Annotated in this window: 15 protein-coding genes and 1 pseudogene; 6 read left to right on the top strand and 10 right to left on the bottom strand. The window is 60.9% G+C overall.

What is annotated here, in order from left to right; all coding sequences use genetic code 11:
• The first annotated feature begins 12 nt into the window (after positions 1-12).
• The 4 genes from LH19_RS25510 to LH19_RS25495 all read left to right on the top strand — a co-directional run bounded on the left by LH19_RS25510 (position 13) and on the right by LH19_RS25495 (position 4,747).
• Positions 13-822, top strand: a complete 810-nt coding sequence (locus LH19_RS25510; RefSeq protein WP_054734634.1) for an enoyl-CoA hydratase/isomerase family protein — start codon at positions 13-15, stop codon at positions 820-822.
• Between the two features lie 123 nt (positions 823-945).
• Positions 946-2,820 carry an AMP-binding protein gene (locus LH19_RS25505; RefSeq protein WP_158514497.1) on the top strand — a complete coding sequence of 625 codons (1,875 nt, stop codon included), beginning with the start codon at positions 946-948 and terminating at the stop codon, positions 2,818-2,820.
• A gap of 4 nt (positions 2,821-2,824) precedes the next feature.
• Entirely contained in the window at positions 2,825-3,673 is an 849-nt protein-coding gene (locus LH19_RS25500; RefSeq protein ID WP_082396396.1) for an isocitrate lyase/PEP mutase family protein, read from the top strand.
• A 126-nt stretch (positions 3,674-3,799) separates the two neighbouring features.
• Positions 3,800-4,747, top strand: coding sequence for an SMP-30/gluconolactonase/LRE family protein (locus LH19_RS25495; RefSeq protein WP_054734624.1), 948 nt, complete (start codon positions 3,800-3,802; stop codon positions 4,745-4,747).
• Positions 4,748-4,777: 30 nt separating this feature from the next.
• Here the strand turns inward: LH19_RS25495 and LH19_RS25490 are convergent.
• From LH19_RS25490 to LH19_RS25455, 8 genes and pseudogenes are all read right to left on the bottom strand, one after another.
• Positions 4,778-6,182 (bottom strand): annotated as a pseudogene (locus LH19_RS25490) (IS701 family transposase).
• Positions 6,183-6,320: 138 nt separating this feature from the next.
• The gene (locus LH19_RS25485) at positions 6,321-8,366 is read right to left on the bottom strand and encodes an NADPH-dependent 2,4-dienoyl-CoA reductase (protein ID WP_054734621.1); all 2,046 of its coding nucleotides are present in this window, start codon (positions 8,364-8,366) and stop codon (positions 6,321-6,323) included.
• Positions 8,367-8,369: 3 nt separating this feature from the next.
• Positions 8,370-9,182 (bottom strand): enoyl-CoA hydratase/isomerase family protein, encoded by an 813-nt coding sequence (locus tag LH19_RS25480; protein ID WP_054734618.1) that lies wholly within the window; start codon positions 9,180-9,182, stop codon positions 8,370-8,372.
• The gene (locus LH19_RS25475) at positions 9,179-9,973 is read right to left on the bottom strand and encodes a sugar phosphate isomerase/epimerase family protein (RefSeq protein ID WP_145923676.1); all 795 of its coding nucleotides are present in this window, start codon (positions 9,971-9,973) and stop codon (positions 9,179-9,181) included. The genes LH19_RS25480 and LH19_RS25475 overlap by 4 nt, the downstream gene beginning before the upstream one ends.
• Positions 9,974-10,017: 44 nt before the next feature.
• On the bottom strand, positions 10,018-11,085 hold the full coding sequence (locus tag LH19_RS25470) for an aldo/keto reductase (RefSeq protein WP_054734611.1): 1,068 nt from the start codon (positions 11,083-11,085) through the stop codon (positions 10,018-10,020).
• 50 nt (positions 11,086-11,135) lie between these two features.
• Positions 11,136-12,509, bottom strand: a complete 1,374-nt coding sequence (locus tag LH19_RS25465) for an MmgE/PrpD family protein (RefSeq protein ID WP_158514496.1) — start codon at positions 12,507-12,509, stop codon at positions 11,136-11,138.
• Positions 12,502-13,710 (bottom strand): M24 family metallopeptidase, encoded by a 1,209-nt coding sequence (locus tag LH19_RS25460; RefSeq protein ID WP_082396394.1) that lies wholly within the window; start codon positions 13,708-13,710, stop codon positions 12,502-12,504. The genes LH19_RS25465 and LH19_RS25460 overlap by 8 nt, the downstream gene beginning before the upstream one ends.
• Positions 13,707-14,153, bottom strand: a complete 447-nt coding sequence (locus LH19_RS25455; protein WP_054734603.1) for a nuclear transport factor 2 family protein — start codon at positions 14,151-14,153, stop codon at positions 13,707-13,709. The genes LH19_RS25460 and LH19_RS25455 overlap by 4 nt, the downstream gene beginning before the upstream one ends.
• 350 nt (positions 14,154-14,503) lie before the next feature.
• Here LH19_RS25455 and LH19_RS25450 point away from each other — a divergent pair, with 350 nt between their 5' ends.
• Entirely contained in the window at positions 14,504-15,508 is a 1,005-nt protein-coding gene (locus LH19_RS25450; RefSeq protein WP_234716240.1) for an aldo/keto reductase, read from the top strand.
• A gap of 32 nt (positions 15,509-15,540) precedes the next feature.
• Here the strand turns inward: LH19_RS25450 and LH19_RS25445 are convergent, their stop codons facing one another.
• Together LH19_RS25445 and LH19_RS25440 are read right to left on the bottom strand one after the other, a co-directional pair.
• Positions 15,541-16,671, bottom strand: a complete 1,131-nt coding sequence (locus LH19_RS25445) for a CaiB/BaiF CoA transferase family protein (protein WP_054734598.1) — start codon at positions 16,669-16,671, stop codon at positions 15,541-15,543.
• Positions 16,671-17,846 carry an acyl-CoA dehydrogenase family protein gene (locus LH19_RS25440; RefSeq protein ID WP_054734594.1) on the bottom strand — a complete coding sequence of 392 codons (1,176 nt, stop codon included), beginning with the start codon at positions 17,844-17,846 and terminating at the stop codon, positions 16,671-16,673. The genes LH19_RS25445 and LH19_RS25440 overlap by 1 nt, the downstream gene beginning before the upstream one ends.
• A gap of 115 nt (positions 17,847-17,961) precedes the next feature.
• On the opposite strand from LH19_RS25440, the gene LH19_RS25435 reads away from it, so the two are divergent.
• Positions 17,962-18,909 carry a LysR family transcriptional regulator gene (locus tag LH19_RS25435; RefSeq protein ID WP_054734590.1) on the top strand — a complete coding sequence of 316 codons (948 nt, stop codon included), beginning with the start codon at positions 17,962-17,964 and terminating at the stop codon, positions 18,907-18,909.
• Positions 18,910-19,075 lie beyond the last annotated feature (166 nt).

The raw sequence follows: 19,075 nt of genomic DNA, 5'->3' as shown, positions 1-19,075 counted from the left end.
GGGAATCAAATCGTGAGCGATAGATACGCCAAATACAAGAGTCTCAAATTCGATCGACCGCATGACCGTGTCATCAGGATCACAATGACGTCGCAGCTCAAGCTGGGCGTTATGGATGCCGATATGCACCGGGAGGTGTCCGAGGTGTGGAGAGACGTCGATTCCGATGACAGCGTTTCAGCGATCATCATTACCGGAGCAGGAAAGAGCTTTTCCGCCGGCGGCGATCTGAATCACGAAATCAAGGTTGCCCGCGATCATGACCTGCGCATGCAGACAATGAAGGAAACGCGCGATCTGGTTTACAATATGGTCCACTGCTCAAAGCCGATCGTCAGTGGGATCAGGGGATGGGCCGTCGGCGCGGGACTCGCTGCGGGATTGCTGGCCGATGTTTCGATCGCTGCGCGCGATGCGAATTTCATGGATGGCCATACAAAGATCGGCATTGCGGCGGGCGATTGCGCGATGATTATCTGGCCGCTGCTGGTCAGCATGGCCAAAGCAAAATATTACCTCCTGTGTTGCGAGCGGATGACCGGTGAGGAAGCCGAACGCATCGGCCTGGTTTCACTTGTGGTCGATGATGCAGATGTCGAAACCAAGGCGGTGGAAATTGCCACACGATTGGCAATGGGGCCGCCGGCGGCGACCCGCTGGACCAAATACTCGCTTAACAGTTGGATCCGCAACGCTGGACCGATCTTCGACGCGAGCGTCGCCTATGAATTTATGGGCTTTGCCGGTCCAGAAGGGATAGAAGGGATGACAGCTTTTCTTGAAAAGCGCGCGCCCAATTTTCCACGTACAGCCGTACTATAGACTATGAACCATGTAGGCGAGGCTCCTCCCAGCGAGAATCATGCAAAGCGCTTCGCTGGCGAAGAGGGCGCCGTTTGGCATCCTGCGCCAGAGATCCAACAGTCTTCGCATCTTTGGCAGATCATGGACCTGCTCGACCTGGAATCGGTTGAGGAACTACATCGTTTTGCGCTTGCCAATCCTGAACGATATTATCGCACGCTGATCAAACATCTCGGTCTGACATTCAGCTGCCCCTTCGATCAGTTATGCGATGATAGTCGTGGCGCGCCGTTCCCTTCGTGGTTCCCTGGCGGGAAACTCAATATCGTTGACACGTGTCTGCGTAGTGACGGTGAAGGAGGCAATGGGCCTGCAATCGTGACGGTATTCGAAAGTGGACAAGCGACCGCATCGGTCTCGCGCAGCGACTTTCGGCAACTGACGGCGCAGCTTGCCAGTCGACTGGTCGCGACTGGCATCGCGCCGGGCGATTGCGTTGGCTTGTTCCTACCGATGACGATTGAGGCAGCAGTCGCATTTTTCGCATGTGCATGGGTCGGAGCGATCGCTGTGCCCTGTTTTTCGGGATATGGTCCTGAATCGCTCGCGACGCGGCTCAAAGACTGCAAAGCGAAACTGCTGGTGGTAGCGTCGGGCTTTCATCGGAAGGGCAAATGGATCGAAATGGCTGACACCGCGCGTGCCGCGTTGTCGATGGTGGCATGTCCGCCGGACGTCATCTGCGTTGCCGATCCAGAACGGGCCGGCACATTGCCGTCTAACTGGCGCGACTGGGAAGTGGAAATTGCCGCCGGTGCATTGGCAGATCCGGTCGATCCCGTACAGACCGATCCCAACCATCCGCTACTTTTGATGTACACGTCCGGCACGACGGGACAACCGAAGGGCATCGTCCATTCCCATGCCGGCTTTTTGTTGAAATGCACCGCCGACTTTGCGCTCGCGTTCAACGTGAAGGCTGCCGATCGTTTTGCATGGGCTACCGATTTGGGCTGGATCGTCGGTCCACAAATGATTGTCGCCAATGCGGCTCTCGGCGCAACATCGATATTCTTCGTCGGCGCGCTTGACTCCCCGGATCAGGAGCAGATGTGGCGCTTTTGCGAACAGCAAGAGGTCACGATACTTGGCATTTCGCCTTCGGCTGTGCGGGCTATGGGGGCGGCTGAGCCGACAGGGCCAACCGAGCGTCACGATCTTTCCCGACTCCATTCATTCATTTCCACCGGCGAGGCTTGGGATGAACGTTCGTGGCGATGGTTGTTTGAAAAAGTCGGCATGAAAAGGCGTCCGATTGTCAATTATTCCGGCGGGACGGAGATAGGTGGTGGCATCCTAGCCGCCTATGCGGTGTTGCCGATGCGAGAATGTGCGTTCAGCGGGCCGGTGATCGGGATGGGTGCAGAAATTATCTACAATGACACCGCCGCCGGGGCCGAACCGATCGGCGAGTTGGTCGTTACCCAGCCCTGGCCGGGTATGACGCATGGTTTCTGGGGCAATGATGACGCGCGGTATCTGGAAACCTATTGGTCGACCTTTCCCGGGGTTTGGCATCATGGCGACCTTGCGACGCGCGACTCCAGCGGCTGGTGGTATATCCGCGGACGGTCCGATGATACGATCAAGACGTCGGGACGCCGCGTCGGCCCTGCGGAGATCGAAAATGTTCTGCTGCTTCACAGTTCGGTGGTTGAAGCCGCCGTTGTCGGTGCTCCTGATGCACTTAAGGGACAGAAAATTATCGCTTTTATCATCGCCGCCGATGGCGCGGAGCAGTCGTCCGGCGCCCTTTCAGCGCTCGTCCGCGCCCGGCTGGGTGCATCGATGGTCCCGTCCGAGATATATTTCATTGGATCACTACCTAAAACTCGCAACGGAAAAATCGTGCGGCGCGCGTTGGCTGCCGCCTATGCTGGGGAGGACGCCGGCGACGTTTCAGCGTTGGCCAATTTCGATGTCATTCGCGAAGTAGCCCGCGCTAGATTGAGATAACGCCATGACCCAAGCCCTATCAACGCTTCGTAACCTCATCGACCAGCCAGGGATGCGCATCGTCGCGGAATGTTACAGCGTTCTGACCGCTCGCGTCGTTGAACACAGCGGATTCTGCGCAACCTATATCGGCGGAGAAGCGATGGGCCAGATGCATGCCGCTGTTCCCGATCATGGTCTGGTTGGCCCTCAGGATATGTTGCCCTTTGTGGAGCGTATTGCAGGCGCGATATCAATTCCTCTCATTGTCGATGCCGATCAGGGCGGTGAGACGACGCTTAACGTGCGCCGCACGGTTCGCGATTTCGAACATGCCGGCGCTGCTGCTATCCATATCGAGGACACGATCAATCCGAAGCATCTCTATGACGGCGATCGACAAATGCCACTCGACGAGATGCGCGCGCGCATAGCGGCGGCAGTCGATGCGCGGCGGAGTGACGCGTTCCTGATCATCGCCAGGAGCGACGAATTCGTCAAAGGCAATGGCAAAGTGGAGGTCGCGATCGAACGCGGGATTGCCTTTGCCAAAATGGGAGCGGATGTCTTCATGCTTCCGGCGATGCCGGGCAAAGCGATGAAGGAGATCGTCGACGCCGTCCCCATCCCGGTGCTCGACATCAACCGGCGCGTCGAACAGGCTGAGCAGTCCGGCCTGAAAATCAACCTGTTCGCCAGTTCCGCCGTACCGACAGCGATCAGGGCACATCTTCAGTTGCTTGAAGAAATTCGAGGAAAGGGAGCACTCGACGTTCGGGCGCGAGCATTTGACCCTGGCTTTATCGCCACCCTGGTCGATGACATGACATTCGTAAAGCTTGCGAAAAGCCGGAGCGGCGCCTCGGAGACCTAAGACTGGGTTTTCCGTAGCAGTTCCATTCGCCGCCAAGGTCGTTCACGAGCATCGATGCTCCGGCGACAGCCATCGCAATTGCTTCGGCTCGGCCAATTCCGCTTACCGACATGATGTTCCCTTTGCATGGAGATTCATATCATTCATTTCAAAGAAACGTTGCTCGAACTGGAAATTGTCGCTGACGGCCTAGCATTTCCGGAGGGACCAATTGCGATGGCAGATGGGTCTATATTGCTCGTGGAGATCAAAGGAGCGCGCTTGACCCGTATTGCATCCGACGGCACCAAGACTGTTGTAGCCGAAACCGGTGGAGGCCCCAACGGCGCGGCCATCGGTCCGGACGGCGCCGTGTATATTGCCAATAATGGCGGACTCGGGTTTATCGATCATAAAGGACTGACCTTTCCTTCGCCGGGACTTCCGCCACAGTATGTCGGGGGTTCTATTCAGCGGGTCGGCATGGCCAGCGGGGTGGTGACAACACTCTATGATCATTGCGATGGAGCACCCTTGATCGCGCCCAATGATCTCGTTTTCGACCGCGACGGAGGTTTCTGGTTTACAGATCATGGTTGCGAAACCGACGACGGACGTCGGTTCGGTGCCTTGTACTATGCCCGTTTTGACGGAACCCATATCACATGCCGACGTTCTAAGTTAATCGCGCCGAATGGTGTTGGCCTCTCGCCGGACGAAACGACATTATACGTCGCTGATACGCTAATGGGTCGTCTTTGGGCGCTTGATGTCAATGGTCCGGGTAATCTCAAATCGGCAGGAACGGCGTATCCAAGGCGCCCGCTCTTCACGATGCCTGATCACCGCGGCTTTGATAGCCTTGCGGTTGAGCGTGATGGCCGCGTGTGCGTCGGCACCCTAATCGAGGGGGGGATCAGCGTGATCGGCCTCGACGGATCATTGGAATGGATACCCATCCCCGATATTGGCACGACCAACATCTGTTTCGGCGGAGCGGATATGCGTGACGTTTGGATCACCGGGTCCACGACCGGTCGGCTGTTCAAGGCGCGGTGGCCGCGTCCTGGCCTCATATTGAATTTTGCTTGCTGACCCAGTGTGGTGGATTTGAAACACGCCATATTATGCCGCCTGACCGGGAGCGTATTTCATATCCATAAACCACACTAGCACTACTTTGGCAGAAGCTTGATTGGCATGTTTTCCAGCGGTGTTCTGCAATGAGGGCAATGTGTCGGTGGGGGTCGTGAGAGGTAATCAAGGATGGCCTGCCGGACCGCTGGCAGGCTGGGCTGTGGCGGCGGACCTGCGATTCTTTTTTTTCCGTCCCGCCTGAGCGAGGCGGCGGGATTGCAGGAAGGCATAGGCGATCATTGTCATGAGGGCATGGCGATGGAGACCTGTCCAGGATCGGCCTTCAAAATGGTCGAGGCCAAGCTCTTCCTTGAGTTGCTGGTGCGCCTGTTCGCAGATCCAGCGCGCCTTGATGGCGCCGGCGATATCCTTGACCGGCGTATCTGCGGGCAGGTTCGAGAGATAATATTTGCGCTCGCCGCTGGAGCGATGCTCGCCGACCAGCCATGCTTCTTCCCCGGGCATGTGCTGCGCGCCCGAAGCGCCGATGCGTTGCGGCGGTCCGTCGGCGATGCGCACGCGCATGGCGGCAAAGCGCGCGCTCAGGCGCCCCTTCGTTCCTCGGCGCCAACTGACCTGTCGCCATTTTACGCCCTCGAGCATGGCGTGGGCGGCACGCGATGGGGTGTCCGGAACATGGTGCCGCCGGGGGCGTCCGCGTCCCGCCACAGGGAAGATCAGTTGCACGTCGGCGGGATACACCTTCTGGTGCCGGGGGATCCCGACCGCCCAGCGCAGGTCCCTGGCGCTGAGCGCCTGACGGAAAGGGGCTGAGAGGCCGTATCCGGCATCCGCGAGCACACAGCCGAACCGCACCCCGGCAGCGATGACCCGGTCGATCTCCTCGATCGCGGTCGCCGGCTTGGTACGATAGGGGCGAAAGGGCTCGGGCACACCGGCCTTGACCATGCGCGCCTCGTCATTCGCCCAACTCTCTGGCAGAAACAGGCGCAAGCTCAGCATGATCGGCACCTCTCGCGATGCCAGCGTCACCGATACGAGCGTCTGGCAGTTCGCATTCTTGCCCAGCGCCGATGCATATTGCGGCGCCACGCCGACGGATGCCGTCCCCTTCTTCGGCAGCGCAGTATCGTCGATGATCAGCCATGCCTTGCCGCCGCCGACCAGCGTATCGGCCTGGTCCCACAATGTCGCCTCCAGCGGTGCGCTATCCCACAGACCCGCGCCGATGAAGTGATGCAGGCGATCGTATCCCACTTCGCTCGACCGCGCCGCCATCGGCTGGATGCTCTTGCGATCCCCCGGGCCGATCAGGCCGGCAACATAGGCCGGCAACATAGGCCGGGCACATCCGCTGCCGGGCCTTATGGCCAAGACCCTTCAGATAGGGCGCCAGCCAACGCTCCAACTCATCCCGCCAATCACCATCCATCGCCGACACCCTTCCAACGTCGGCTCCCTATGAATCACTCGTCAACCCAAATGGGAATCCCAAAAATCAAGCTTCTGCCAAAGTAGTGCTAGCAGCCAGTCACAACTGGCCGAATTAATAAGTGCTTCCGAATGCTATTTAAAGCCGCGCTGCCAGTTCGGCGCCTTCAAGAATTGCGCGTTCAGCATCCAATTCTCCGGCAACGCGCGCGCCGCCGATCCAATGCGTTCTCGGGCCGTCGATCTCAAAGGGTCGGCAAGATGTCTGCCCGGCGCAAATAACGATAGTATCGGCAGGAACCAGTCGCTCCGCCCCATCGATGGCGATCACGACTCCCTTCTTGGTGATCGCACGATATTCGACGCCGCCAATGACCGCCACGCCGCTGCGTCGCAACTCTGCCCGCAACGCCCATCCCGTGCTGCGCCCGAGATTGCTGCCAAAGGGTGTCGTGGACCGCTTGAGAATTGTGATATTGTGCCGCTGCGCATGATGAACCGGGCCGCCCGACGCGAGTCCTCCACTGATCTGCGGATCGTCGCTGACTCCCCAAGCCTCGCGAAAAGCAATCGGATCGAGTGTCGAACGGCTCTGCCGACCCGTTAGATAAAGCGCGACATCGACTCCGATGCCCCCCGCGCCAATGATGGCGATTCTCTCGCCGGGCTCCGCCTTTCCGGACAGGAGGTCGGCGTAACCAATCACATGTCCCTCCTCGATGCCCGCAATGTCGGGCCATCTGGGTTCGATACCAGTAGCCATGACCACCTCGTCAAATCCCTCCAGCTCCGCAGCCTGCGCTTCGCAATTCAGCCTGAGCTCAGCACCAGCACGCGCCAAGCGATCGGCATAATAGGCGATGGAATCACCAAATTCGCGCTTTCCCGGGATATGTTTGGCGAAGTTGAACTGCCCGCCCAGTTCCGAGTTCTGTTCGAACAGGACGACATCGTGGCCGCGTTCGGCCGCGACGGACGCGCATGACAGACCGGCGGGTCCGCCGCCAACCACGGCGATACGCTTGGGCCGGTCGACGGGCCGATAGAGGAGCGACGTTTCGCGTCCCGCCCGCGGATTGACGAGGCAATTTGCGATATCGTCGCGCAGATAATGATCGAGGCACGCCTGGTTGCAGGCGATGCAGATATTGATCGCGCCGGACCGGCCTTCCCTGGCCTTTGCGGCGAAGGCAGGATCGGCCAGCATCGCGCGCGCCATCGCGACGGCGTCGGCCTCGCCGCGTTCGAGGATGGCCTCGGCGGCCTCGGGCGTGTTGATCCGGTTTGACGCGATGACAGGAATGTCGAGCGCAGCGGTCAGCTGTTTCACGGCCCAAGCGAAACCTCCGCGAGGGACTGGCTGGGCGATGGTCGGGATCCGGGCCTCGTGCCAGCCGAAGCCCGTATTGAGAAGCGTTGCCCCCGCTGCTTCTATTGCTTTTGCAACGGTCACAATCTCGTCGCCGGTCAGCCCCCCTTCGACAAGGTCGAGCGCTGTATGCCGATAGGAAATGATGAAATGCTCGCCGAGTTCGCGCCGTGTCCGGCGAACAATCTCTACCGCAAATCGCATCCTGTTTTCGAGGTCGCCGCCCCAGTCGTCGGTGCGCAAGTTGGTACAGACCGCGAGGAACTGATTGATGAGATAGCCTTCGCAACCCATGATTTCGACGCCGTCATAGCCGGCATAACGGGCGAGCCGCGCCGCCTTGACGAAGTCTTCGATCGTCTGTTCGATTTCGTTACCGGAAAGCTCGCGTGGTACCTCGCGTCCGATAGGCGATTTCACAGGAGATGGCGCGACGATGCGCGAGTGTAGGCCATATCGACCCGAGTGCAGGAGCTGGAGAAGGATATGGCCACCAGCATCGTGAACGGCATCGGTCACGATGCGGTGCCGGGTTGCGTCATCTTCGCAACTCATCTGAGCGCGATGCCCGCGCAATTCGCCTTCGTCGTTGGGCGAAAATCCTCCCGTCACGATCAGACCCACCCCGCCGCGTACGCGTTCGACATAGAATGCAGCCAGACATTCCATCCCGTCGGCCCTCGACTCGAAGCCCGTATGCATCGACCCCATCACAACGCGATTGGGCAACGTTAGCCCCGGGAGCATAAGCGGCGTGAAGAGGCGAGGAAATTTACGCCCCTTCCCGTTCAGGTCGGAGCCCGGGAATGCAGTCATCTGCTATTCCCCATCCGGGTATTCGGGTTCGCGCTTCTCCCGAAACGCGGCGATTCCTTCGCGCATCAAACCTGCGTCGGCGCAAAGGATCTGGCCGCGATCTTCCATGAGAACCGCCGCTTCCAGGCTCGGCGCGTCGATGCCCATGCGCACACCTTCTTTCGTCATCCGCAAGCCCAGCGGCGATAGACGCAACATTTCCCCCGCCATCTTTTCGCCGGCTGAACGTAACGTTTCGGGCTCTGCAATTTCCGACACCAAGCCGATCGACAGCGCGCGGGTCGCACCGATCATTCGACCCGTCATCATCAATTCCGAAGCCACCGACTGACCGACAGCGCGCGGCAGGAAATAGCTTATTCCGACATCGCAGCCCGTCAGGCCAACGTTGGCCATAGCGACATTCATCCGGACGTTGTCGGCGACGATCCTAATGTCGCTGGCGAGCACCAGGCCGAAACCGCCACCGACAGCGGCGCCATGCGCGAGGCACAGGATCGGCTGCGGACAGCGCCGCATGCGAATGAACACCTCGCTCACCTGCCGCTGTGCAGCAAGGCCGTGAACGGTTCCCCGTGCTCCGCTGACGGCATCGGCCTCGTCAAGGTCGTAGCCGGCACAAAAGGCGCGGCCCCGTCCCTGAAGGATGACGAGCCGGACCGAATGATCCCATTGCAGATTGCCGAAATAGTCGAGGAGATCCGCACACATCGCCGGGTTGATCGTGTTCAGACGATCGGGCCGATCGAGAGTGAGCCAGTCGATGGCGCCCTCTTTCTCGATCGAGATCGTCTTGTAGGTTGGACTGGATGTCACTGGCTGCCCCGCTGCATATAGTGCTCGAGAAACATGTGCGTCGCGAGTCCGCAGAGCCGCCCCTTCTCCACCGCCGACAAATCGGCATAGGCTGCGGTCGGAGCTTCCACGCCTATAGGTATTCCGTCCGGAATGACATCGAGCAACGCCATCAGCGGCAGTGCGCCCTGGCCAGGATATAGACGGCCCGTCCGCGCTTCGACCGGCAGGTCGGCCAGGAGCGGACGCTCGGCTACAGCATCGCAGATCTGGCAATAACCGATCAACGCCGGATCGATCGTGGCAAGGTCGGCGGGGAGCGCACCCGACCGGTCGAGATGCAGCGCATCGACCACGACGCCGGCAGCGTCGCTCCCGACGGCAGCCACCATCCTGCAGGCATCGACGAGCGAACGCGTGTGGTTATAAGGGATGAATTCAACCATGGCCTTGATGCCGAACGGCCGGGCGAGTTCACAAAAACGGGCCAGATTGTCGGTCGCGCGCATCTCGTCTGGGTCGTTCGCCCCCATCATGAAATTCGTCGCGCCAAGCCGCTGGCCGGTTTCGAACGCCGGTACGAAATTCTCGACTTCCGTATCTGGAGCCAGCCAGATTCCGCCGATATCCTGAATACGGACCCCCGTGGCATCGACCGCCTCCGCGATCGCACGCAGCAGCGGTTCGTTGCCGATGACGGGTTGGATCGCGTGCTGCGGCGACGGCGCGACGATACGCAGCGTAATCGCATCGAATCCACCGGCAGCGGCGGCGTCGATCAGCTCGATCGGCGTCGCGTCGCCAATCGTCATGTTGGCAAGCACGAGCGGCGCTGGAAATTTCGACCCTCTCGCAGTCACTGCCTGGTGGTTTCGAGCTTACCGATATCGACCGCATCACTGACGTTGGACATATTGGCATAACGGGCGCCCGACGCCACGCCGAGGGGGAAGACGTCGTCCATCGCCGCGATTTCCTCGTCCGACAGGTCGACAGCGAGGGCGCCGACATTGTCGAGAACAAACTCCGGCCGTTCGCCGCCCGGGATCGGGACGACGTCCGGCCCCTTCGCGTCGAGCCAGGCGAGCGCCAACTGGGCGGCCGTACACCCCTTCTTATTTGCCAGTGCGTGAATATGATCGACCAGCTCGAGGTTTTTCCGGAAATTGTCTCCCTGAAAACGTGGAAAGGTCCGGCGCAGGTCGTCAGGCGGCAAATCCTCGAACGTTTTCAGCTGACCTGTGAGAAATCCCCGGCCGAGGGGCGCATAGGTGACGACGCCGATATTGTGCCGACGCGCGACGGCCAGAACCTCATGTTCGATATCGCGCGTCCAGAGCGACCATTCGCTTTCGAGCGCAGCAATCGGATGGACCGCGGCCGCCCTCTCGAGCAGATGGGCGGATACGCCGCAGAGGCCGATATGACCGACTTTGCCTTCCTCGATCAGACCGGCCATCGCGCCGATCGTCTCCTCGACCGGGACCTCGGGTGAGAGGCGATGCGCAAAGTAGAGATCGATATAGTCGACGCCGAGGCGTTTCAGTGAGGCTTCGCAAGCTGAACGGATATAGGCAGGATCGGCTCGCACGGTGGCGGCCGAGACCCCGCGCTCCGAGAGATGCGCACCGTTCTGAATGCCGCCGGCCGAGGGCAAGAATCCGAACTTGGTGCCGATCACGGCCTCATGGCGACGCCCCTTCAAGGCTTTCCCGAGAAACTCCTCGTTGCAACCGAACCCGAATTCGGTCGCGTGGCCGTAGCTGTCCGACGTGTCGAAGAAGGTAACGCCGCTATCCAGAGCCGCGGTGACCGCGGCGGTGGCGGCCTCGCCGTCGAATGGCCTCCCGTAAAAACCTGTAAGGCCAGCGCAGCCAAGTCCTTGCGCACCCACTTCGAGGTCGCCGAGCTTTTTCGTCTTCATGTCGATTTTCCCGTAATATTGCCGAGCCGACCGAAGTCGGCTGAGCCTCCTCAGGCGGCCTGCCGCGATGCGCTCTTCTCGCTGAAGGTCAGCAGGTCGGTGATAACGCTGACATCTTCGACCTTGTCGAGATTGAGGACGGTCTCGAAGATGCGATCGATCGTCTCGTCCGAAAGATAGCCGCTATAGCCGGCGCATTGACGGAATTTGGCGCAGACGTCGTCAACCGAGAGATAGTGCGGCGGCGAGCCTCGGGCGATTTCGCACATCTTTCTGAGTTCGCGGCCGTCCTTCAGCCGGATGACCAGTTCGTCGGGCCCTTCGAAACGGATGTTCCCGCGCTCTTCGTGCATGACGAGCGTAATCTTGTCTTCCGCATCGCGATAGGCGGGATCGTGGATCGCCTCGTCGCTGAACGTCGCCAGGTCGATCGGCCGACCGAGGATCACACCGGCGAGGACATGGCTGGCGCTGAAGCGCGCTTCGTCAACTGTCTTCGGATTGCGGCGAAGGAATTCGTCGAACCATGGTGCGATATGAAGCTGGACGCTCTCGACCTGATCGTAGGTGAATTGCGAATTGTCGCGCAATTCGAGCGCACCATCGATGATACGCTGCATCAGATAGGCGCAGCCATATTTCTTGATACCGACGCGCATCAGGCGAAGCTCGCCCGAGAGCGCCTCGCCATATTTTTCAAGGTCGGCGCGATCGAGGGCGAACATATCCCAGAAGCCTTCGTGAACCTCGATAATGTCGGGGTTGGCGGTGATGCCCGCACGCGCCCAATAAGCGGCGGTAATCCCGTCGCGCGCCGCCACGCCGCTTTCCATGAAATGCATCATGCTCGGGACCTGGTGCAGAAGACCGCCCACGAGCGATGTCGCGATGGCCATTGTCGTCCGCGTCTGGTCGGCGTCGAGCCCGAGAAGCCGCGTCGCGCTGGCAGCGGTGCCCCAGCCTCCCGTCGAGAAGGCCATGCTGCCCTTATATCCCGCACGCGAGATGAGAGCCATTTTGGCCTGGATATCGAAACCGAGGACGATCGACTGGATCAGCGCGGGGCCGCTCGACTTTAGCGCGTCCCCCAGCGTGAACATCGCGGGGATGATCGTGCCGATCGTCGTCCGGTCAGGAAACGCGTCATCCTCGAGTTCGGTCGTGTGGGCAAACACGGCATTGCAAAATGCGGCCTGCGCAACCGGAAGCTTGCAATTATACCCTGCGACACCCGCCTCGCCGGCGCCCCCTGCCGTTTGGACCTGATCGAAGACAATCTTGCTTGCCTTCATGTTGACGCCGCCTACGACCGCCGCCAGCTGGCTGAGGCAAAGCAATTTGGTGTAATCGACGACTTCGGTCGGCAGGTCTTCATAGCGGGTCTGCGTCAGAAACCGGACGAGATTGTCCATCACTTCAGCCATTGCTCTTCTCCATTTTTTTCGGGGGCGCGGCGTCGGCCGGCATCGAGGCAGCAGGACCGGACGCGGCCCCGATAACAAGTGGCGTGGTTGTATCGACCACATCGCTCAGGATGCGAACGCCGCCGGCTTCGATCGCAACCATATCGACGATCTGGATCAGTCCGGCCACGGCGTCATTGGTTACCGTCGTGGCTTGCATCACCATGCCGGCCTCGAGCAGCTCGTCCGATCCAGGCGCCAGTTTCGGGCTCTCCATATATTCGAGGCCCATGCTGTGCCCGACGTGCGCAAGCCGCGCGGCAAGTTGCAACCCTTCTCGCTTCGAGATCACTTCCTCGTAGACCTGCGCCGCCGGGACGCCCGGTCTCAACGCGCCGAGAAGATATCGGTGCGCCTCTCTGGACCGCGCATAACGGTCGGCGAATTCCGGCGCCGCGGCGCCTACAACGGCCATTCGAGCCAGTTGGGCGTAATAGCCATGGAATGTTGCACGGCCGGCTACCTTGACCACATCCCCTTCTTCAAGCGGGCGGCTCCCGGCATGATGATGCGGCACAAGAAGATTCTCTCCCGCTGCGACCATGCCGCTTGCCAAGGAGACACCCGCACCGCCGATCCGCTGGATGTTCGCGCGGACAAGCTCGGAGAGCGCATCTTCGCGCATTCCGGGGTGTGCAGCCCGAATGGCTTCATCAATTGCCCGATCGATGGTTTGCGCGCCGGCGCAAAGTTCGGCGAGCTCCGTCGGCGACTTGGCCCGCCTCAGCGCCATGAGCTCAGCATCGCCCCCGATGACCCGGGTCGTTGGCAAAGCGGCTGTCAGGACGTCATGATCCAAGGCCGGCAGGTAGCTGCGCTCGATGGCCAGCGTCGCGGGCACGCGGCTCCCCTCCCGCAAAATGGCTGCTGCTACGCTGCAGGCCGATTCAGTCAGTTCGTTATAGGTGCGGATCGGCATATCGCCGGCCATCCGCCGCGCGAGGGGCAGCTCCACTTCCGCCACGACCAGGGTCGCCGTGCCTTCGCGCACGGCAACGACCGCGCATTGCCGCCGCCGCATCAGTTGCTGCGTATGGATGAGCGCGCCGCTGAGGTAGAGAACCGATTCGGGTAAGGATGCAATGACCGCATCCCAGTCGTTCGCGACCATAACGGCTCGGAGCCGGGCCAGCCTGGCGGGAATGTCGTGTCCTGGCGTCATTGGCCGGATTTCACGCCAAGGTGGGAGTCAACACTGACGCCTCGGCGCTCGAACAGCCATTTGCCGTCGACTTTGCGAACATCACAGTCGAACTCGCCGACATATATCAGCTCGGACGTCGGATAGGGGTTGTTCGGCTTGGGGGTGAGATAGGTCAGAAACTCGGCGAAGCAGGCCGTCATATGCGCCCGATCGCCATCCCCGTTGATCCGGAAATTCGTGAACATCCGGCGCAGCCGGTAGAGGTGCCGGTTCTTTTGCGAGCGTCGCGATTTTTCCCTGATGACCTCTTCGCCGGACTTGTCGCCGTGGACGACGCTGTCGAGTGCGCAGTCGCCCGTGAACAGGGCAACGAGATCGTCTTCGGTACCCACCTCCATGGCGGTGGCATAGTCGTAGAGCAGTTCCTCGATTGCCAGACGATCATCGATTGACAGTGCCATCCTCTCTCCAGCCCTCCAAGTCGCGCATCATTTCCGTCCGACAATCGAACAAAAAAAGGCGGCCGTCAAGTCCGGCTTGTGTCTCGTCGGCGGCGGAGGGCCGGCGCCCTTTCGCACCGTGTTCGACAAATTTCCTCGCCGTCGATCCTCGATCTTGCGCGATATTCGGCCGATTCAGACCTTTTATTACGCAGATATCCGAAAGCCCGCCAATCGGCCGGGTATATCCGGGCCGTTGACGGCTGCGGCCGAATCGCTACACTGTCCGACAATCGGGCAATGATAGCCTGACCCTGAGCGGAGATGCGGTTTTGCGATATATACACTTTGGTCACGGAAGCGGCTTGCGCGTGTCGCAGCTTGCCCTCGGCACCGCCATGTTCGGATCGCGCTGGGGATATGGGTGCGATCCCGGCGAAGCGATCCGGATTTTCGATGCCTATGTCGAACGAGGCGGCAACTTCATCGATACCGCCGACAGCTATCAATATGGCGAGGCGGAGGAAGTGTTGGCCGACTTCGTTGCGCCCAAGCGTCACGAACTGCTCCTCGCATCCAAATACACGATGCAACCAGCGCCCGAGCGGCCGCTGCTGTCCATCGGCAACGCGCGCAAGAACTTGGTACAGTCGGTCGAAGGGAGCTTGGCGCGGCTAAAAACCGACAGGATCGATCTGCTGTGGGTTCATATGCCCGACGGCGTGACCTCGATCGACGAAATCATGCGCGGGCTGGATGACCTCGTTCGCGCCGGAAAGATCCTGTACATCGGCTTGTCCGATTTTCCGGCTTGGCGGACGGCACGGGCATCGACGCTCGCCGAACTTCGCGGCTGGGCGCCCGTATGTGCCGTGCAGTTCGAATACAGCCTGCTCGAGCGGACCGCCGATCGCGAAATCATTCCGATGGCCGAAGCCTTTGGTTTGGGAATGGCCGGATGGTCGCCGCTTGGCGGGGGCATGTTATCCGGCAAATACCGGCGCGGCGAGGAAGGCCGGGCGACCGCTTTTCCTAAGCTTGTTCAGTTTGAGGACAGCAGTGAGCGGACGACTGTGCTGGACACGTTGCTGGCCGTTGCCGACGATGTCGGCGCAGCGCCTTCGCAAGTGGCGATAGCTTGGGCCATGTCGCGAGGCATCATGCCAATCCTGGGGCCGCGCACGCATGCGCAGATGCTCGACACGCTCGGTGCCACCGAAATCGAGCTTTCGTCCGAACAGAAAGGCCAGCTCGACGCGGCCAGCGCCGTCAGCCTCGGCTTTCCGCATGAGCTTATGGCGCAGCCAGCGCAAGTGAAGCGCCTCGGCGGCGGGATCCCCGAACGCGTGGCAGCGCTGCCGCGTCCCGTCATGTGATCGTACGGCGGGTAGGTGCCCCGTTCCGGACTTCAGGCGTGCGCACCAAATTCCGCCCGCAAAGCGCTTCCGTCAGCATCGAGCGCGGGCACCTGCCCGTAATCGCCGTCGGTCAATGTCGTCACCACCGGCGGAGCGGGTAGTCCTACCGGCCCGGTGGGGCTACCAACCGTAATGCGTCGGAGGTGCGGATGCCCGGTCAGGTCTGCCAGCGAATTCACCGCGGCAAACGCCACATCGGCCTGCTTCAATCGCGCAACCAGCGTCGGCGCCAGGTGCTGCGCGAAAATGGCTGCGATCACGGCATCGAGTTCCGGCCTGTTCGCCACGCGCAGACTGTTGGTCGCGTATTTCGGATCGATTGCCAGGATCGGCCGTTCGAGGACCCCGGCGCATAGCCGTCCCCATTCGCGCTCGTTCTGCACGGCAATGACGATCCGCCGGCCATCGGCTGCTACGAACGCGCCATAGGGTGCAATTCCCGGGTGCGCGAGCCCGACACGCTCCGGCGCTTTTCCACCATAGTCCTGATGCAGAAGGGGAACGGCAAGCCATTCGGCCAGGCTGTCGAAGAGCGAAACGGCAATCCCCTGCCCCGTTCCGACCCGGTCACGATGATAGAGGGCCTCGAGGATGGCGGCGTGGGCGTTCATCCCGCATCCGATATCCGCAACGGAAACGCCGACGCGGCCCGGTGCCTGCGGCGCGCCGGTGATCGATGCGAGCCCCGTTTCGCACTGGATCAGGAGGTCGTATGCCTTCATTGCGCGCTGAGGGCCGTCCTCGCCGTATCCCGAAATGTCGCAAGTGATGAGCCGCGGGTGCCGTTTCCGCAATTCGGCCGAGCCGAAACCGGCGCGCGCCATCGCGCCGGGCGCGAGATTCTGGATGAGGATATCTGCCGAGGCGATCATGTTCGATAGCAACCTGGCATCTTGCGGCTGCTTGAAGTCCAGCGCGATCGATTCCTTGCCGCGGTTGAGCCAGACGAAATAGGCGCTTTCACCGTGAACCACATGATCATAGCCGCGCGCAAAGTCGCCTTCAGGCCTTTCGATCTTGATCACGCGCGCACCGGCGTCCGCAAGCCTTGCGGAGCAAAGCGGCGCGGCAACGGCCTGTTCGACCGACACGACGAGCAGTCCCTCGAGCGGACGCGTCATCAGAACGATTTGGGCAATCCCAGCGCATGTGTCGCGACATGGCTGAGGATGAGGTTCGTGGAAATCGGCGCGACCTGATACAACCGCGTCTCGCGAAACTTGCGCTCGATGTCATATTCCTCTGCAAAGCCGAAGCCGCCGTGGGTCTGGACGCACATGTCCGCCGCCTGCCAGGACGCCTCCGATGCCAGCAGCTTTGCCATATTGGCCTCCGTGCCGCAGGCCGTCCCCGCGTCGAACATCTTGGCTGCCTTCCGAACCATTTCGGCGGCGGCCGCGACCGCAATATGCGCGCGCGCAATTGGGAACTGGACGCCTTGATTCATGCCGATCGGACGGCCGAACACTGAACGTTCGCGGGCATAGACGCTCGCGCGATCGACGAAAAATCGGCCATCGCCGATACATTCCGAGGCGATAAGTATCCGTTCGGCGTTCATGCTGTCGAGGATATAGCGGAACCCGCGCCCTTCATCGCCGATACGGTTCTCGACCGGTACGGGAAGCTCGTCGAAGAAGAGCTCGGTGGTCGCATGATTAAGCATCGTCCTGATCGGCCGGATCGACAATCCGTTGCCGACGGCGTCGCGAAGGTCGACGAGGAGCACCGTCATCCCGTCCGATGGCTTGTCGACGTCGGCAAGCGCCGTCGTACGCACAAGAAGGACGAGAAGGTCGCTATGCTCGGCCCGGCTGATCCAGATCTTCTGGCCACTGACATAATAATGATCGCCGGACCTTCGGGCAAAGGTGCCAATGCGCGTTGTATCGGTGCCGCTCGTCGGTTCGGTGACGCCGAAAGCCTGAAGCCGCAATGAGCCGTCCGCCAGCTTGGGCAGATATCGCATTTTCTGTTCGGGCGATCCGTGCCGCAGCAGCGTACCCATCGTGTATATCTGCGCATGGCAGGCGCCGCCATTGCAGCCCGATGCATGAATTTCCTCGAGAACCGCGATCGCCGCCTCAAGACCCAGGCCCGAACCGCCGTAGACTTCGGGGATAAGGATCGAGAGGAAGCCCGACGCGCCCAATGCTTCGACAAACTCGGTCGGATAGGTTCGCTCGCGATCAAGCCTTTGCCAATAGGAACCGGGGAAGCCGGCACAGAGTCTTCGTACCGCCTCGCGAATCTCTGCGATGCTGTCGTCCAGCGCGTCTTGGGGTTCGTCTGTCATGTCGCCTTCTTAGGATACGCGACCGAAAGAAGGTCAGACAATCCGACGAATTTGCTATAACAGAATTTGATAGCTACGCATTGTGTATCGATGCCTGGATGCGGGAGCCGACGCGATGGACCATAAGTGGCTGCGCAATTTTCTGCGGGTTGCCGAACTGGGATCGCTGAGCAAGGCGTCCGATCGGCTGCGCATTGCCCAGCCGGCGTTGAGCCGCCAGATCCGACTCCTCGAGGCGGAACTCGGCATAGCGCTATTCACGCGCCATCGACGAGGCATGGAGTTGACGGCCGCCGGGCTTGACCTCCAACAACGCATTCTCGACCCTCTGGACGCAATCGACCGGGCAATCGGCGAAGTGCGAATGGGCTCGGACGGCGCCCGCACGCCCCTTGCCCTGGGGATGCCCCCGACCGTAAGCTGCATCCTTGCCGGTCGCATCGCGCGCCATGTCGCGAGCTGCGCCCCCGGTCTCTTGCTGCGGATCGTCGAGGGATATACGGGTTATCTAGTCGACTGGCTGCAGGGCGGCGAGATCGACGCCGCGATCCTCTATGGGCCGGCAGCGGACTTCCATCTTCACGCCGAGGATCTCCTCGTGGAAGACTTGGTGATGATCGGGCCGGGAGGCGGCAGCCTCGCGCCCGACCGCCCGACCACATTCGACCAGTTCGCACTCAGCGACCTGATCCTGCCCAGCGATCCCCACGGACTGCGCGTCGTTCTTGAGCGCGCCGCGACGCGTGCCTCGCGACCGTTGAATATTCGCTTCGAGGCAGATTCCCTGCTGGTCCTGAAGGAACTCGTCGAGGCTGGGCTCGGGTTTTCGGCCTTGCCCCTGTCGGCCGTTAATCGCGAAGTCGCGACCGGAAGGCTTCAATTCTCACCGCTGGAAATGCCCACGCCCCGGCGGCAGCTCATCTTGTGCACGCTCCCCGAACGGTCGGGCGCATCGGCGACGGAGACGATCGCGAGACTCATCCGTGAGCTGATCACTCAGCTTGTCGCCAATGGTGAATGGCAAGCCAATCTGATGTTCGAGCCTGCGCCCCTTTCACCTTAGCACGTCGCTAAGCCCCTCGAAGACATCGCTCCGCAAGCGCTCCTGCGCGAATCAAATATGCGCGCAATCAGGGAAATTGCCATTTTTCATCAGCGGTCGCGCAGTCGCGCTTGACTCGCGTTCGCCATACAATATGATTGTCGGACTATAGAACGGTCCAACCGTC

Source organism: Sphingopyxis macrogoltabida, assembly GCF_001314325.1.
GTDB lineage: Bacteria > Pseudomonadota > Alphaproteobacteria > Sphingomonadales > Sphingomonadaceae > Sphingopyxis > Sphingopyxis macrogoltabida.
This window is presented reverse-complemented; position numbering and strand designations above follow the sequence as displayed.

What these genes read in the sequence shown, in the direction of transcription:
- LH19_RS25500 (WP_082396396.1), top strand. Translation starts at nt 2,825, where the DNA reads ATGACCCAAGCCCTATCAACGCTTCGTAACCTCATCGACCAGCCAGGG.
- LH19_RS25495 (WP_054734624.1), top strand. Translation starts at nt 3,800, where the DNA reads ATGGAGATTCATATCATTCATTTCAAAGAAACGTTGCTCGAACTGGAA.
- LH19_RS25440 (WP_054734594.1), bottom strand. Translation starts at nt 17,846, where the DNA reads ATGACAGACGAACCCCAAGACGCGCTGGACGACAGCATCGCAGAGATT.
- LH19_RS25475 (WP_145923676.1), bottom strand. Translation starts at nt 9,973, where the DNA reads ATGACGATTGGCGACGCGACGCCGATCGAGCTGATCGACGCCGCCGCT.
- LH19_RS25485 (WP_054734621.1), bottom strand. Translation starts at nt 8,366, where the DNA reads ATGACTGCATTCCCGGGCTCCGACCTGAACGGGAAGGGGCGTAAATTT.
- LH19_RS25435 (WP_054734590.1), top strand. Translation starts at nt 17,962, where the DNA reads ATGGACCATAAGTGGCTGCGCAATTTTCTGCGGGTTGCCGAACTGGGA.
- LH19_RS25470 (WP_054734611.1), bottom strand. Translation starts at nt 11,085, where the DNA reads ATGAAGACGAAAAAGCTCGGCGACCTCGAAGTGGGTGCGCAAGGACTT.
- LH19_RS25465 (WP_158514496.1), bottom strand. Translation starts at nt 12,509, where the DNA reads ATGGCTGAAGTGATGGACAATCTCGTCCGGTTTCTGACGCAGACCCGC.
- LH19_RS25455 (WP_054734603.1), bottom strand. Translation starts at nt 14,153, where the DNA reads ATGGCACTGTCAATCGATGATCGTCTGGCAATCGAGGAACTGCTCTAC.
- LH19_RS25505 (WP_158514497.1), top strand. Translation starts at nt 946, where the DNA reads ATGGACCTGCTCGACCTGGAATCGGTTGAGGAACTACATCGTTTTGCG.
- LH19_RS25445 (WP_054734598.1), bottom strand. Translation starts at nt 16,671, where the DNA reads ATGACGCGTCCGCTCGAGGGACTGCTCGTCGTGTCGGTCGAACAGGCC.
- LH19_RS25460 (WP_082396394.1), bottom strand. Translation starts at nt 13,710, where the DNA reads ATGACGCCAGGACACGACATTCCCGCCAGGCTGGCCCGGCTCCGAGCC.